Below are 14,739 nucleotides of genomic sequence, written 5' to 3'. Positions count from 1 at the left end.
CCCGGGTGTCGGAGAAGTGTATCGCGTGCTATCCGCGCATCGAGGGGAAAGACCCCTTGACGGGCGGCGAGCCGATGGAAACGCGCTGTATGGCGGCCTGCGTGGGCAAGATCCGCATGCAGTCGTTGATGCGCATCGGCGACGACGGCCTGTGGGCCGAAGACCGCTGGCATCCCCTGTACTACACGATTCGGGTGGAACAGGTGGCGCTCCCGCTGTATCCGCAGTGGGGCACCGAGCCCAACGGCTACTACATTCCGCCTCGGCATAGCCCGCGTGGGTATGCCCGGCAGATGTTCGGCCCGGGCGTGGATAACGCCATCGAGAAGTACCTCGTGCCCAGCCGCGAACTGTTGGCGGTCCTCCAGCTCTGGAGAGCCAGCCAGCAGATCGTCTTCCGGTACGATGTCATTCCGGGTCCGAAAGTGTTCGAAACCCAAATCCACGGGAAGCGGTTCGACATGTACAACGATACCGTGTTGGGCTTCAACAAGTCGGGCAAGGAAGTGGCGCGCATCCAGGTCGAAGAGCCGATCTACATTCGGCCGGCCGAGCGCGTGAACTGGCTGTAAGACTCACACTGACGAGAGAGGCAAGCCTCTCTCGTCAGTGAAGGTGCGCAGCACAACGAAGGCAGGAAGTTCTCTTGAACTTCCTGCCTTCGTACTTTCGCTGCCGAGCATCTTTACGATTCCCCCCTCATCTTTTTCCCCACACTCGCGGCAAGATCGACGAAATCCTCGTTCTGTCGACATATTGCTATGGACCACAGACGGAAACAGAATCCCAACAGTGTCAGCGACAGCGGAGCAGTGTGGGCCGACCTCCACGATGACCTCTATAGATAGAATCACAGGCCCGGGAATCTGAACAACCACCCGGCAAGCCTATCAGTGGCGCCTCGTCCAGAAGAACAAGGGCAATCTCCCCGAATGTTGACAGATTCCAGTATCGCCGGTATACTGACCATAGTTGAGAACAGTTATCAGTATCGGACGACTATCCACTCAACCCAGCCAGCAAGAAGAACTGATCGTCAGTGGGGAGACACCACTCATGTATATCTGCCTATGTAAGGGCTTGACGGAATCAGACGTGCGGGAAGCGGGTCGTCAGGGATACTTGACGACCCGTCAAATCATTGCGGAATTCGGGTTACGGGATACTGGCTGCTGTGGTCGATGCGCGAAGAATATCTCTGAGCTGGTCACGCTGGCAAAGAGTCAACTGGAGAGTGCTTGCCGAAAAATTGTGTCATCGTAACTGCGCTACCACATTCTTAATGGTCACGGCCCGCTCACGCCAGTTCGAGATTCGTGTCGTGCGATTCCCCGCTTGAGTGCCGCCGAAACTTCGGCAACTCTTCCTCCCAGCTCCCTGGCTCCCGCCAACTCCTGCTCGTCAATTCCAGGGCTATTGCCTTCGGTCGTCGCAGAGGCTCCGAACGCCCCTCCCCCACTGACCGCTACCATGTAATTCCCGAGCATGGCCGCGAGGATGGACAGCATCGTCAACTCTTTCCCACTCGAAATCTGGCCACCTGTAACGAATGCAGCTCCAACTTTATTCTTGAGCTTGAACTCTGGGAAAACCCCAAACTTGAATTGCCAATCATCGATGAACTGTTTGACCTCACCGGCCATGTTCGACCAATAGACCGGGGAACCGAGGACTATCGCATCCACCGAGAACAACTCATCGGACGTCACCGCACCCACCCGCTTGAGGATCACTTGCGTACCAGGAACCGCACGAGCACCCTGGGCAACCGCGTCAGCCATTTTCTCCGTATGTCCGGACAGTGAGTGGTAGGCGACCAGAACACGGACCATTTCCTGGGTATCGGCCGACTGGCAGATTGCGGGAACTGTCACAAGACTCGCCGCACACAGAAGCAGCATTCGCCACATCTGAAGCATGATCTACCCTCTTACTATTCGAAAAAGATGGAATCGAACCGGCGTGGCTAAACTCTGCATCAACTGACTGAAGGCCAGGTCACTCGACGAGAAGACAGCGGGAGAGCGGGACAACGGGTCCCGTGAAACGCATACCACACAACCCAACGCTTTACCGGCGGACGATTTCCTCATCCATGTGCTCTTCGACAGAGACTTGCGTTAGCGTCCCGCGATAGTCGCATTTATGGCAACGAATTCTAAACTCTTCAATCCACTTTTCCTGCACATATGACTGTCGACACTTGGGACACACAAACACGCCTCGCATGTACACCACACGTCGAGTTTCCTTCATGAACAGCCTCCATTCTGTCAAACAATAGGGCGAGGATGGCATAGGGGCCGGCGAAATTGCAAGCCGGCATGTGCGGATCGCTCGGCTGAAGTCAACAGCTTGACGTGTCCACAGACAGGCCGCTAGGATGCCGTCATGGGACGGCAAGCAACGATCTCTCGTGAGCACACGTGGTCAGGAAACTGGTTGAGGTGTGCAGGATGGTGCGCCTGGACCTTCGTCGTTGCTGTGGCGAGTGCAGGCTGGGCGACCGAGCCACCGACCGAAACGCTTATTACGGTCAAAACCCCGACGGGCACGCTAATCCAGGCTGAATTGGCTGATACGGCGCTCAAACGCGCGCAAGGGTTAATGTTTCGCGAACACATCGCCGATGACCGCGGGATGCTGTTCATCTTTGGCGATGCTCAGCCTTGGACGTTCTGGATGAAGAACACCAAGATCCCGCTAGATATCATCTGGATGGATGCAACAAAAACCATAATCCATATTGAGCGGAATGTTCCCATCTGCACGAGACAGGACGATGGCTGCCCTCAATACCACTCGGATGAAGGGGCACTGTATGTCCTCGAACTTGGAGCAGGACGGGCAGCGGCATTGCAATTACAGCGAGGCATGAAACTGAGCTTCAAGCAGCCTTGACCCCCCTCTGCATTCCTATCCCTCGGTTTTACGCCCACCCCAGAAAAAACTTTGAATTCGTTCGACGAGCGAGCGAGTGTGTGTGACCACGGAGAGGGCCGCCGCATCCCGAGATAGTTGCGCCTTTGCCGCTGCCGTCGCGGATTGCCGACGAGCCACCACTTCGCCGATCTGCGCAATCAGCCGCCTGTCCTCCTGAACCACTTGCAACAAGGCCTGCTTGCCGACGGCAATGACCGACAGGTCTGTCGCAGCCAAGACCGTGGCAGAACGCGGCTCGCCTGTCAGTAAGGACATCTCGCCGAAGAATTTTCCCGGCTCAAGCGTCGTCACCGTGGAGACCAATCCCCCCTGCTCCAAACGAACATCGGCCTTACCGGCGACGATGATGTACAAGACTTCTCCGGGGTCTCCCTGCCGAACCACCCGCTCCCCCGGCAGGTATCGCTCCCACCGTGATCCACCGGCCAGGACTTCGATTTGTTTCTTGTCGAGCGTCGCCAGGAAATCCACCGTCGGTAGGTACGACGTGATCCGCTCGATCGTCGCGGACTGAGAATCACGCTCTGCCTCAGCGATTCGATGCACGACCCGTTGAGGGAAGGGGATCTCAATTCCCTGTCGAGAAAAGGCATGCCAGATGTAGGTCCGCATCGTACTTTCGATCATGTCCCGCTGGGCAAAATCTCCGATGGGAAATTTGACTCGGTATTGAATGGATGACTCATTAAACGCCGCGACCAGCGCCGTGGCCTTGGGATCCGGCAACACTCCCGACACCGCGGCGGCCGTCTCAAGCAACGTCGCACAAACCTCTTCGGGCGGCGTTCGGTAGGCGGCATCGACGTAGACATTGCAGAAATGCGTCGTGGTCGGCCTGCTGTAGTTGGTCACGCCGCTTTGAATCACTAAATCGTTCGGCAGTGAGACCGCATCGTGCGCGCGCGTGAACAGCGTGACGTGTTCCATCCCGATATGTGTGACCATGCCCTCCCGATCGAGTACGGCAATCCAGTCTCCCACTTTGACGATTTTTCCCAGTTCGATCCCCGAGAAAAATCGTGTCAGCGTATCCTTCAACGCCACGCCGACCATGGCCGCCGCTACCGTCGGCAGCGCCACCAAAGCCACGAGATTGATCCCCATGACCAGCCAGAGAATCAATACCCCAGCGGCCACGACTTCCGCACCAATCAGTAGCTGGCGAACGATATCAGGGATGTACCGCTGCCCTCGTTCAATCAGCCACTCGCCGATGATGAGGACATCCAGAATCGTGAAGAGAAAAAATGAGGCGGCAAGCCAGGCTGCCACATCAAGAGCCGCCAGAACGAGATGCGGGACAGCACTCACCAGGTCGCTGTGGGCGACCAAGGCCGCAACGACGAACAGCACGGCCACACCCCCGCCATAACAGGGCAAGGGCGGCACAGACTTTCCTCGTTTGGCGAACAGGTAGGCGAACCCCATCAACACCGCAGCCACGACCAACATCGTGGCCAGGATGGAGCCGACCAAGACTCCGAAAGTCATCGGAACATCACCTGAGAAAGGAAGAACTGCACCAGGACCCCCTACGACGAGGCGCGCTCTTGCCAGGAACGCATGCGGCGAACCGTGATCACGCCGTCGACTTTCTCAATTGCCTTCAGCACCCGTGCCAGATGTGCGGTATCCAGGACTTCGACGATAAAATCCAACATGGCCTTCCGATCCTCACGGGTCGTGATTTCCGCACGACTGATATTCGCCTGACACTCGGAAATCGCCGTCGAGACATGAGCCAACACCCCGGTCTTATCCACGGCAATCACCGACACCTTGACGGAATGGGTGCTGGGCGTCGATCGGTCCCATTCCACCTCGACCAATCGGTTCTTATCGTAATCCAGTGCCTCCAGATTAGGGCAGTCAATGGTGTGGATCGTCAGTCCGCGCCCCCTGGTGATGTACCCCAGAATGCGATCCCCTGGCACGGGATTGCAGCAGCGAGAGAGCTGCATGAGCAAGTCACGCGCCCCCTTCACCTGCACGCCCTTCTCGCCGGTCCGACCGGATGTCGGCCGCTGTGGCGTCGGCGGCTCCGGCGCAACCAGCTGATGATCCGACTGGGCCGGAGGTGCGATTTTGCTCATCACTTGGGATGTCGGCACATGCCCGAACCCGACGGCGGCTGCCAGCTCTTCAGGCGTCTCATACCCGACCTGCTTCGCGACGGCCAGGAGTTGCTCGGAGCGCATCATCTGCGCGGGCGCCAGCCCGTGCCGACGGAACTCCGCCTCCAGCAGCCGTTTTCCAATCTCGATGCTGCGAGATTGCTCTTCCGCTTTGATCCAGTGCTTGATCTTCGTCTTCGCACGAGACGTGCGGACGAACTTCAACCAGTCACGGTGCGGTGTTTGATTGGCAGCCGTCAAAATCTCGACCATGTCGCCGCTTTCCATCATATGTTTCAGCGGCACGATCTTGCCGTTGACCTTCGCGCCGACGCAGTGATCCCCGATTTCCGTATGGACCGAATAGGCAAAGTCGACGGGCGTGGACCCCTTGGGCAATTCCTTGACCATGCCCTGGGGAGTAAACACATAAACGACATCGTGGAAGAGATCGAGCTTGACCGAATCCATGAACTGGCGATTGTCCGGCAGATCTTGGTTCCACTCCACAAATTGCCGTAACCAGCTGAACACCTTGCCGTCTTTTTCATCGATGCGCCCATGCTCTTTGTATTTCCAGTGCGCGGCGATCCCCTGCTCCGAGACACGATGCATCTCCTCCGTACGGATCTGAAACTCCACGTGCTCGCCTTTCGGACCAACCACCGTGGTATGTAACGACTGATACATGTTGGATTTCGGAATCGCGATGTAGTCTTTAAACCGTCCCGGCAGTGGCCGCCAAAGGGAATGGATGACCCCCAGCAGCGCATAGCAGTTCATCTTCGTATCGGTAATGATGCGCAACGCTGCGAGATCGTACACCTCCTCGAACGAGATCGACTGCTTCTCCATCTTCTGATAGATCCCGTAGAGATGCTTCGGTCGACCTGAGACTTCTCCCTGCAGCCCGGTTTCGACCATGGCCCGCTTGACCATCTCGATGACTTCCAGAATGTACTGCTGGCGATCTTCGTCCCGCTTTGCGACGCGGACGCGCAACATCTCGTACACATCCGGCTTGAGATGCTTCAGACACAGATCTTCCAGTTCATTCTTGATCCATCCGATTCCCAAGCGATTGGCCAGGGGAGCGTAAATCTCCAAGGTCTCCTGCGCGATCTGCTGCCGCTTGCCTTCGCTGAGATACTCCAGCGTCCGCATATTATGCAGTCGGTCCGCCAGCTTGATGAGCACGACGCGGATATCGTCCGCCATCGACAACACCATCTTGCGGAAATTCTCGGCCTGCTTTTCTTCGTAGTTCCTGAAGGTGATCTTGCCGATCTTGGTCACACCGTCTACCAGATGCACGACGTCTTTTCCGAACCGCTGCTCCAACTCGTGCGGCGTGGCAAGCGTGTCCTCCAGCGTGTCATGCAGAAGACCGGCCACGATGGCCGTGACATCCGTCTTCAGGTGGGTCAACAGGCCGGCCACGGCCAGGGGATGCCGGAAATACGGTTCGCCGGATCGGCGCGTCTGTCCCTCATGCGCTTTAGCTGAAAAATCATAGGCCCGGCGCACGAGGTCCAAATCCGCCTCGACGTTGTAGCTCTTCACCCGCTCGATCAACTGACCAAGCTCTGTGACCGTCTCATGCGGCATACCTAGGACACCTCACCGCTCATGCGAAGGGCCTTGATACGCAATTGCACACGATCGTAGCCGTTCCAATGATTACGTTCCGGGCTAAAGGCCAGATCCACCGGCCGACCGGTCCTAAGCCCAAGTCCCTCGAACGACCCCATGCGAAAGCCGATGCTGTCAAAGATGAAGGACCGCCCTTGCCGCACCCGCATCTTCAAATGCTTGTCTCCGACCACTCGCGCCTCGACGACATCCAGACCACGAACCGCCAACGTGGGCTCGGGATTCCCGGCACCGAAGGGATGGAGTGATTCCAATTCCTGGATCAACTCGAAATTGACATCGGTCAGATTGACCTCGGCATCAACCTGCAACGTCGGCACAAGGCGGGCGCTGGTCGCCCAACGGGCGACCACATCGGAAAATCTTCGACGAAACTCCTCCAGAAGCGACTCCTGAATCGTGAGCCCGGCGGCGCTCGGGTGCCCCCCAAAGGCTTCCAACAGATCTCGGCATTCCGACAGCCCCTGATAGAGATCAAATCCGTCGACCGTCCTAGCCGATCCCTTGCCGATGCCCTTTTCATCCACCGCAATGACGATACTCGGCCGATGAAACCGATCAACCAATCTGGCGGCGACGATGCCCACCACACCCAGGTGCCAGTCACGAGAACCCAACACAATGGCCGCAGCCGGCTCTCCCCGCGCCAAATCGGAGGCCACCGCAGTAGTGATACCTTCCTCGATGTGCTGGCGCTGCCGATTCAACTGCTCCAGCTGCTCGGCGATTTGCATGGCCTCCTGATCTGACTCCGTCGTCAGGAGTCGCACGCAGAGCATGGCATGGTCCAGGCGCCCCGCGGCATTCAGCCGCGGGCCCAGGCGAAACCCGATCGTGTCGCTCGTGCAGGCTTTGGCAACACCGGCCACCTGCTTCAGCGCACGAATACCACAGCGAGCACCGCGGGTAATTTGCGACATTCCTTCTCGCACCAGAATCCGGTTTTCATCCTGAAGAGGCACAATATCCGCCACCGTGGCCAGTGCCACTAAATCCAAACATGACTCCGGTTCCACTTCGCCTGACCCGTACCGTTGCTGATACGCCAAGACAACCTTATATGCCAACCCAGCCGAGCAGAGTCCCTTGAAGGGATAGTGCGCATCGCGGCGATGCGGATTGAGTACTGCAAGCGCGGGCGGCATCGTCGCATCGGTTTGATGGTGATCCGTCACCACCACGTCCATACCAAGCTCCCTCGCCACGGCAATTTCGTGATGCGACGTCGTCCCGCAATCGGAGGTCACCAACAACGTCACGCCTTCTTGCGCCAACCGCCGGATCGCGCCCTCATTGAGCCCATAACCTTCCCGCACTCGGTGAGGGATATATGCGCAACCATGACCCCCCAGTCCCTGATAGAAGGACAGATACAGGCTCGTCGCCGAAACACCGTCCACATCGTAGTCCCCGTAGAAACAGACTCGTTCTTCGCGACACAAGGCCTCATGGAGCCGCTCGACTGCGATCGCCATGTCGGGAATCAACCACGGATCATGCAACCCGTCCTGAGGACTGGTCATCCAGCGAGTCGCTTCTTCGGCGGTGGTCACCCCGCGAGCCAGCAAGATCGATGCGGTCACCGGCGAAATCAACAACCTTCGTGACAGATCAGTTTGCATGGCGAGATCGGACGGTCGGAATACCCAGAGTTTTTCCTGCATGGCCCCTCTGTCTATGGCTGAAACATTCGGAAGTTACTGAGAAGTAAGGGGAATGGTATCGACTCACCCCATCTTTGTCAAACGGAGCTCAGCTCAACAGCAGCGGGGGCCAGGTTGGAATTGTTCGCTACCCAACCAAGGGCAAACGTAACATGAGTGTGAGTGGCAGGGCGATTGGGAAGAACACGGGAGGGGAACTACTCCCCTCCCTTTTGCACATAATTCTTTACGAACTCTTCGGCGTTTTTCTCGAGCACATCGTCGATCTCATCAACCAATTTATCGATGTCTTCTTTGAGTTTCTTACCGGACTCGACAACTTTTGGATTCGGCTTCACCTCCTCCTTGCTGTGCGATTCCTTTCTGGATTCCGGTCTCCTCTCCTGTTTTTCCATCGGAGCACCTCCAGTGAAACAGAATCTGCGTCAACAGCTGACTCTGATCACCTTACTCTAGGGCCGTTGAACGCGTCAAGCCAAGGAGAGAGGCGATTGTAACCTTCTTGACACCCAATCTGCTATAAGCTATCCTCCCTCCACTTCAGGGAGGAACCAATGCTTAAAGCCCTCAAACCATTCGCTGGCCCTTTCGTGCTCGTCCTGTTCGAGGTTGGTGCAGGAATGAGCAATTTTTCTAACCCATTCTTTGGCGGACTATTGATAGGAATAGCGGTGTTCTGGTTTGTGATGGCACTATTTAGTAATCGAGCCTTGCTTAAGCGCATGCCATTTCTGCTTGAGTGGATGCCGTTTCTTGACCCAACGGGAGGCTTGCGCAGCGAGAAAAGCGCATTAACTGGGAAATACATACAGGGGCACTCATTCAATATTCTGGATGTCTCCCATAACGGGAAGGTTTTTAATAGACACTTTGAGGATTGCGATATTTACGGGCCAGCAGTGCTTTTTATAGAAGGAGTTGGGCACATAGTGGATGCTCAATTCGAGGGTCCAAGGGAGGGAGTCGTAATTACCGCCGATCAACAGTGGATGGTGGGTCCCGTCCATGTCAAAGATTGCACATTCAAGAATGTGCGATTTCATGGCATTGGGGTAATTGGGACAAAGGCGATGACGGATCACATGAACGCTGCGTTCAGAGCTAGCCAGGACGATTCCAGAGTTAGCCAGGGGACGGCGGACAAAGACAGGCCTTAGCTATTTTTTCTTCTTGGAAGGCTTCGATTTGCTGGTGGCAACTTTGTGGGGATCAGCCCGAATGATCGCTGTTATCGCCTCTTCAAAGCTCAGCGGCCAGAGTGAAACTGGTTTCGCTTTCGGCATACAACCTCCAAGGGCAAACGGAGTTGAACATTTTTCGCCTCATACTTCATCTGAGCACGCTTTACCGGCGACGTGCTCAGCAGTGTGCTACGACCGTCGTGAAGATGTCCGCATTCTTCCGGTTGTTATGACGGAACGAGAACTCAGCCAGATAGAGCGGCAGATACGCCTTGCTGACGTTGTGATAGGTGCCCATCACGCCACGCTTGAGCAAGCTCCAGAAGCTATCCAGGTTGGCCGTATGAACGTTCCCGCGCACATACTCACCCTGCGAGTGGTTCACGCTCTGGTGAGGAAATTCGCGCTTCAATCGGGCATAGCCCGTATGGTCATCGGTTGCGACCAGGGACACGCGAGCATCCACCGCTTTCCGCACGAAGTTGCTCAACGTCACGCGGTCCGTGTTCTCAATGATTTCACAGACCACGTTACCTTTACGAGCAATCGCGCCGATTACGCCGACCTTGCCGCCAGAGATGCCCGCGAAATGGGTTTTCTTGCTGCGATGGCGGTTCTTGTCCTTGCCACCGATGTACGTTTCATCAATCTCCACTTCGCCCATGAGCTTGGAAAAGCTGCCATCCTGCATCGCGGCTCTGATCCGATGGCACATATACCAGGCAGTTTTATAGGCTCCGCTGCCGATCTGGCGCTGAATCTGCAAGGCGCTGATGCCCTTCTTGCTCTGGGTCATGAGGTAGATCACCTGGAACCAGACGCGAAGATCGTAGTTGGTGTTCTCGAATACGGTCTTGGTGATAACGGAGAACCGATAGCCATTCCGTCCGCCGCAATCCTTGCCCTTGCACACCCAATGGAAGGGCTTGGACTTCAACTCATAGACTTTGCTGTTGCCGCAACGCGGGCACTCAACGCCATTCGGCCAGCGGCGTTCCTGCAAGAACTCTTTGCAGGCTTCTTCGGTCGAAAACCGCTGCATCAGTTGGGAGAGTGTTTGAGTCGGCCTGGTCGTCATTGGCTATCCTCCATTCAGATGAGCGGAGTATAGCGCGTTCATGAGTGGGTGTCAAGTAAGTTATAATCGCCAGGAGAGATCCGTCCTAATCGTGAATCCAGTGGTCCATTCCCCCCACTACTTGACGATGAATGCAACGATCAGTAATGCCACAATGTTGATGACCTTGATCATGGGATTGATTGCCGGACCGGCGGTGTCCTTGTAGGGATCCCCTACGGTATCGCCAGTCACGGCTGACTTGTGAGTGTCCGTCCCCTTTAAGCCCTGCTCTTCAATATACTTTTTGGCATTGTCCCAAGCACCGCCCCCACTGGTCATGGAAATCGCCACAAACAAGCCCGTCACAATGCTCCCAACCAGCATACCGCCAAGTGCCTGCGGCCCCAGCAACAGGCCCACGAGAATCGGTGCCACGACGGGGATCAGCCCAGGGATCATCATTTTCTGAATGGCAGCTTGCGTCACGATATCTACGCAGGTGCCGTATTCTGGTTTTCCCGTGCCTTCCATGATTCCCTGAATCGTCCGGAACTGCCGACGCACTTCCTCCACCACCATACCGGCAGCCTGCCCCACCGCTTTCATACAGAGTGCACCGAAGATGAAGGGCAGCATGCCGCCAAGGAAGAGTCCTACCAGCACAGCAGGATTAGACAGATCAAAACTGCTCGTCTGGGTCCCCTTAGCAACTTCACGGGCGAACTCGGCAAACAGCACCACCGCGGCAAGACCGGCCGAGCCGATGGCATACCCCTTGGTTACCGCCTTCGTCGTGTTGCCGACGGCATCCAATGGGTCGGTGATGTCACGCACTTCTTTTCCAAGGTGCGCCATTTCGGCGATACCACCGGCGTTGTCCGTAATCGGCCCAAACGCATCAATCGCCACCACAATCCCCGCCATGGACAGCATCGAGACCGCTGCCACTGCCACTCCATACAAACCGCCAGACGCTGCCCCGCCACATATCCAATAACTCCCGAGAATCGCCGCGCCGATCACCACCACCGGCGCCGCCGTCGACTGCATCCCCACCGCCAACCCGGCGATGATATTTGTGGCATGCCCCGTCTCGCTGGCCTTCGCAATATCCTTGACCGGCGCATAGTCCTTCGACGTGTAATAGTCCGTAATAAAGACCAGTGCCAGCGTCACCGCAAGTCCCGTCAAGGCTGCCAGATAATAGCTCATGCCGCTCACCCCGCCGATCCCTTCCATAATCATCGAGGTGATCGGGAAAAACGCCACTGCGGCAATGCCTCCCGCAACAAACAGTCCCTTGTATAAGGCCGGCATGATCTGCCCACCAGGGCTCACTTTCACAAACAGAATCCCGATGATCGTCGCGAAAATGGTCACGCCGCCTAATGCGAGCGGATACAGAATGGGTGCGTTCACCCCGTTAAACATCGTGAAGGCCAATACCATCGCCGCCACGGTCGTGACCGCATACGTCTCGAACAGATCGGCGGCCATGCCCGCGCAATCACCGACGTTGTCTCCCACATTGTCGGCAATGACAGCGGGATTTCGGGGATCGTCTTCAGGAATACCTGCCTCGACCTTCCCGACCAGGTCCGCACCGACATCGGCCGCCTTGGTGTAGATGCCACCCCCGACACGGGCAAACACAGAGATCAAACTTCCGCCGAATCCAAGACTCAATAACGCATGAATCGCCTTCTCCTTCCCGGCTACTTGCGAGGCAAGCGAATAAAATCCGGTGATCGCCAACAATCCCAAGCCAATCAGCAACAAGCCGGTCACCGCCCCGCCCCGAAAGGCGACGGTGAGGGCAGCATTCATCCCGTCATGCGCCGCCTGCGCCGTCCGCACATTGGCCCGCACCGCGATAATCATACCGACGTACCCGGCGAGTGCCGAGGCGCCCGCGCCGATCAAAAATCCGATTGCCGTCAACATTCCAAACTTGTCCGACACCGCGCCCGCTCCCCACAACAGGACAAACAGGACGGATGCCACCACTCCCACTGTCTTATACTGACGATTCATGTAGGCACCGGCGCCTTCCTGAATCGCTTTGGAAATTTCCTGCATTTTCGTATTGCCGGCATTCAGCTTGAACACCCACATGGCGAGATACAGCCCATAGACAATACCAGTCACCGCCGCAACCAGAGCAAAGGTCACAATCGCTGAGTCGCTCACAGTGTTCTCCTCCTGTTAACAGAATGGTGAAACTGAGAATCCAGCTGATGTGGTAGGGTACATACCTGCCGTGAACATGACCCAATCACGTACAACGGTCGATGAATGTTCCTAATGCTTCGTGGACTGAACCGATCGCGGACCGATCGCACGACGGGAAGAACCGCCGCATGCCCGACAACAGACACGGCTGCAAACGAGCGGAAAGGTGCGGCCATTCTATAGCCAGGTTGAAAACGGATCAAGGCGAAAGATGACGAAACAAGAAGCCGAGCGGCGGTTTGCGCAAGGAGAGCGACTTTGTTATAGTGCGCGCGAGTTGGGGGAGGAGCTGATGGGTTTTGCGCCGGAATATATCCTCGTCGATCAGCAGAAGTTCAGCAAAGCCAAGCTCTCGCTGGACAATCACGTGTACAAGAATTGCGAGATCGATGATTGTGATGTCTATTACAGCGGCGGACAGTATGAGCTCATCGATACGCACATCACAAATTCACGACTCATTCTCAACCATCCTGCCAAAGGCATCTACAGCGCGATTCAGATCTTCAAGACAAAGTCTCCCGGCTCCCGCATCGTCTCGGAATAGTTCATACCACACGCGGCGCAAGGGACGGGTAGACCGAATCCCTCATAGGCCTTTGATCCGCAACCTTCCCCCTTCTATTTTTCACGTTGCATGCACAGAGGTTATTTGGCAACCGGCACGTTTTCGTTGAATTTGGCGATGGGAATAGCTTGGAAGACCGGATCCTGTGCACCCTTTGATGACTCGGCTTCGATCCGTTGCAGAAAAGTGGCCGGGCCGGTCACTGGGGCATAACTGAGCACGGCCTCAACATCAAATGTCTTAGTGTCTTTCGGTGTCGGCAAGGTAAACGTCTCTACCCGCCTCTCCTCAGGCTTCAGCACCGTTTCTTCCAGCACCTTGATGGCTTCGAAGTCGAATACGGTCTTTTGCCCCTTGGCATCGGCATAGGTCCGCCCGTAGATACGTTTCTCGCTGAAGACGGTTTTCAGATTCTTGCCCTTGATATCAAGATCCAACACCACGCTGGCCCAGCCGGGGTGAGTGGTCGGGAGATTGTGCGGTACCAGGCTCTGCACGGCCACTGTTACGGTGGTTTTTTCCCCTTCTACTTTGGTTGTGACCTCTAGTTTGGCAGCCTCCTGTCTGAGCTGGCCGATTCTCCCGGGAAAGGTATGATTGGCTACCTTGCGCTTGGCTTCCCCGTTCGCCGACTCACCGACCTGCTCTGGCATGTGACAGGTCTGACATTCCTTTCCCGACTTCACAGCCTTGCTCTGGTCCCAATTGCCCAAGAGATCGTTGCTCTTGCCGAGTTCCGCGGCGGCCGGCACAACCTGGTGACAATTCAAACAGAGATCCGACTTGCGGAACAGCGGTGATTCCATCGATTGATGCGCGAGATTCTGGGCCGCATCTTTATAAGGCCCATACATCGTCTTATTGCCCAGTTCGTATTTCGGCTCCGGCGGCTGCTTCGTCCGATCGACCTGCTTGATGAGGTGGCATTGCGCACAAGCCACGCCATCAAGCGAAGGCTCGCCGGACTGCGCTTGAGTCACGAAGACCTGTGCGTGATCGGCAAACTCACGAACATGTGGCGCATGACAACGGAAACAGAGCGCCTTGTCTTTTCCTGCCGGAGAAGCGAGGTAGGCATCCAAGGCGGCTCGAAATGTCGGTGTATGGATGGACCGCGCAAGGGGCGAGGTTTCCCACTCTTCGAACACCCGCTCATGACAGCGTTTGCATTTGCTCGAACTGGGGAACGCCTTCTCAATCGTACTCTGGGCCTTGGTATCCTGAGCCAAACTTTGCTGTACGCCGTAGCTGGCGAGCGCGATAACGAACAGCGCTGCGCTGATGGCGATTCCCCGGAACAGCTCCCGTCGGTTCCTCACTGGCG

14 protein-coding genes and 1 pseudogene are annotated in these 14,739 nt (G+C 56.4%); 5 read left to right on the top strand and 10 right to left on the bottom strand.

Going from position 1 to position 14,739, the window contains the following annotated elements:
• Window positions 1-572, top strand: a pseudogene (locus KJA79_RS11275) (4Fe-4S dicluster domain-containing protein); the annotation flags it as partial.
• 484 nt (window positions 573-1,056) lie between these two features.
• Window positions 1,057-1,263, top strand: a complete 207-nt coding sequence (locus tag KJA79_RS23330) for a (2Fe-2S)-binding protein (RefSeq protein ID WP_213042148.1) — start codon at window positions 1,057-1,059, stop codon at window positions 1,261-1,263.
• Window positions 1,264-1,286: 23 nt separating this feature from the next.
• Here KJA79_RS23330 and KJA79_RS11265 read toward each other — a convergent pair whose 3' ends face one another.
• Entirely contained in the window at window positions 1,287-1,901 is a 615-nt protein-coding gene (locus KJA79_RS11265) for an NAD(P)H-dependent oxidoreductase (protein WP_213042147.1), read from the bottom strand.
• A gap of 169 nt (window positions 1,902-2,070) precedes the next feature.
• Complete coding sequence (locus KJA79_RS11260) at window positions 2,071-2,256, bottom strand: hypothetical protein (RefSeq protein WP_213042146.1); 186 nt, start codon at window positions 2,254-2,256, stop codon at window positions 2,071-2,073.
• Window positions 2,257-2,391: 135 nt separating this feature from the next.
• Between KJA79_RS11260 and KJA79_RS11255 the strand changes: the two genes are divergently transcribed.
• Window positions 2,392-2,901 (top strand): DUF192 domain-containing protein, encoded by a 510-nt coding sequence (locus tag KJA79_RS11255; protein ID WP_213042145.1) that lies wholly within the window; start codon window positions 2,392-2,394, stop codon window positions 2,899-2,901.
• 15 nt (window positions 2,902-2,916) lie between these two features.
• On the opposite strand, the gene KJA79_RS11250 is transcribed toward KJA79_RS11255, so the two are convergent.
• From KJA79_RS11250 to KJA79_RS11235, 4 genes are all read right to left on the bottom strand, one after another.
• Window positions 2,917-4,434 (bottom strand): cyclic nucleotide-binding domain-containing protein, encoded by a 1,518-nt coding sequence (locus KJA79_RS11250; RefSeq protein WP_213042144.1) that lies wholly within the window; start codon window positions 4,432-4,434, stop codon window positions 2,917-2,919.
• 41 nt (window positions 4,435-4,475) lie between these two features.
• Window positions 4,476-6,665 (bottom strand): RelA/SpoT family protein, encoded by a 2,190-nt coding sequence (locus tag KJA79_RS11245; protein WP_213042143.1) that lies wholly within the window; start codon window positions 6,663-6,665, stop codon window positions 4,476-4,478.
• A gap of 2 nt (window positions 6,666-6,667) precedes the next feature.
• Complete coding sequence (gene recJ / locus KJA79_RS11240; protein WP_213042142.1) at window positions 6,668-8,374, bottom strand: single-stranded-DNA-specific exonuclease RecJ; 1,707 nt, start codon at window positions 8,372-8,374, stop codon at window positions 6,668-6,670.
• Between the two features lie 197 nt (window positions 8,375-8,571).
• Window positions 8,572-8,769 (bottom strand): ubiquitin-like protein Pup, encoded by a 198-nt coding sequence (locus tag KJA79_RS11235; RefSeq protein ID WP_213042141.1) that lies wholly within the window; start codon window positions 8,767-8,769, stop codon window positions 8,572-8,574.
• A 159-nt stretch (window positions 8,770-8,928) separates the two neighbouring features.
• On the opposite strand from KJA79_RS11235, the gene KJA79_RS11230 reads away from it, so the two are divergent.
• Window positions 8,929-9,531 carry a hypothetical protein gene (locus KJA79_RS11230; protein WP_213042140.1) on the top strand — a complete coding sequence of 201 codons (603 nt, stop codon included), beginning with the start codon at window positions 8,929-8,931 and terminating at the stop codon, window positions 9,529-9,531.
• On the opposite strand, the gene KJA79_RS22990 is transcribed toward KJA79_RS11230, so the two are convergent.
• The 3 genes from KJA79_RS22990 to KJA79_RS11220 form a co-directional block, all read right to left on the bottom strand.
• Window positions 9,532-9,657, bottom strand: coding sequence for a hypothetical protein (locus KJA79_RS22990; RefSeq protein WP_281412681.1), 126 nt, complete (start codon window positions 9,655-9,657; stop codon window positions 9,532-9,534).
• 76 nt (window positions 9,658-9,733) lie between these two features.
• Window positions 9,734-10,633, bottom strand: coding sequence for an IS1595 family transposase (locus KJA79_RS11225; protein WP_213042139.1), 900 nt, complete (start codon window positions 10,631-10,633; stop codon window positions 9,734-9,736).
• A gap of 117 nt (window positions 10,634-10,750) precedes the next feature.
• Window positions 10,751-12,805 carry a sodium-translocating pyrophosphatase gene (locus tag KJA79_RS11220; protein WP_213042138.1) on the bottom strand — a complete coding sequence of 685 codons (2,055 nt, stop codon included), beginning with the start codon at window positions 12,803-12,805 and terminating at the stop codon, window positions 10,751-10,753.
• 253 nt (window positions 12,806-13,058) lie between these two features.
• Between KJA79_RS11220 and KJA79_RS11215 the strand changes: the two genes are divergently transcribed.
• Window positions 13,059-13,394, top strand: a complete 336-nt coding sequence (locus tag KJA79_RS11215) for a hypothetical protein (protein WP_213042137.1) — start codon at window positions 13,059-13,061, stop codon at window positions 13,392-13,394.
• Between the two features lie 101 nt (window positions 13,395-13,495).
• On the opposite strand, the gene KJA79_RS11210 is transcribed toward KJA79_RS11215, so the two are convergent.
• Window positions 13,496-14,734 (bottom strand): multiheme c-type cytochrome, encoded by a 1,239-nt coding sequence (locus KJA79_RS11210; protein WP_213042136.1) that lies wholly within the window; start codon window positions 14,732-14,734, stop codon window positions 13,496-13,498.
• Between the last annotated feature and the right edge of the window lie 5 nt (window positions 14,735-14,739).

The sequence above is a fragment of the Nitrospira defluvii genome (assembly GCF_905220995.1).
Classification (GTDB): Bacteria; Nitrospirota; Nitrospiria; order Nitrospirales; family Nitrospiraceae; genus Nitrospira_A; species Nitrospira_A defluvii_C.
Note: the sequence above shows the minus strand (reverse complement) of the source record. Positions and strands in the feature narration are given on the sequence as shown.